This window comes from Streptococcus sp. 27098_8_75 (genome assembly GCF_041432475.1).
GTDB lineage: Bacteria > Bacillota > Bacilli > Lactobacillales > Streptococcaceae > Streptococcus > Streptococcus gordonii.
Genome location: NZ_JAPVZR010000013.1, coordinates 1 through 518 on the forward strand (window position 1 = coordinate 1; position 518 = coordinate 518).

Genomic DNA, 518 nt, shown 5'->3' on the forward strand with positions numbered 1-518 from the left:
GAAAATCCTCCGATTGAGAAGAAGGTCAATGAGGCTGAATCAGCTAACTTGGGAGCTCGTGATGAAGAATTCACCTACACAATCGACACAACTGTGCCGCTTGATGTTACAGGCTTCGCAGTCTACGATACGATTGAGAAAGTCTTAGAATTCTCAGGTGAAAATGGCCAAGCAAGCGCAACGGTAGATGGTCAACCACTAGATGCCAGCCACATTACAATTAAAGGTCAGAAGATCACAGTCAAACTGACAGAAGATGAAGCGAAAGCCCTAGGAGGCAAAGCAGTTCATGTCAGCTTCAAGGCTAAGATCAAGGCGGGAGCGAACCTGTCAGACTATATCGAAAAAGATGGTACGACACGGATTTACAACACCGCTAAATACAACTTTAACAATGACCCAGGAACAGAACAAAGTTCTAAACCAGTTCCAGTCATTCCACCAACCCCAACTGAACCAGAACTGAAGAAGGAAGTAAACGGTAAAGAAGCTGAAACATTAGCTAACCGTGACGATGT

General features: G+C 44.6%; 1 protein-coding gene. It reads left to right on the forward strand.

Annotated elements, in window-relative coordinates; all coding sequences use genetic code 11:
* The coding region (locus tag O3640_RS10845) for an isopeptide-forming domain-containing fimbrial protein (protein WP_371586870.1) at positions 1-518 on the forward strand (518 nt) is incomplete at both ends.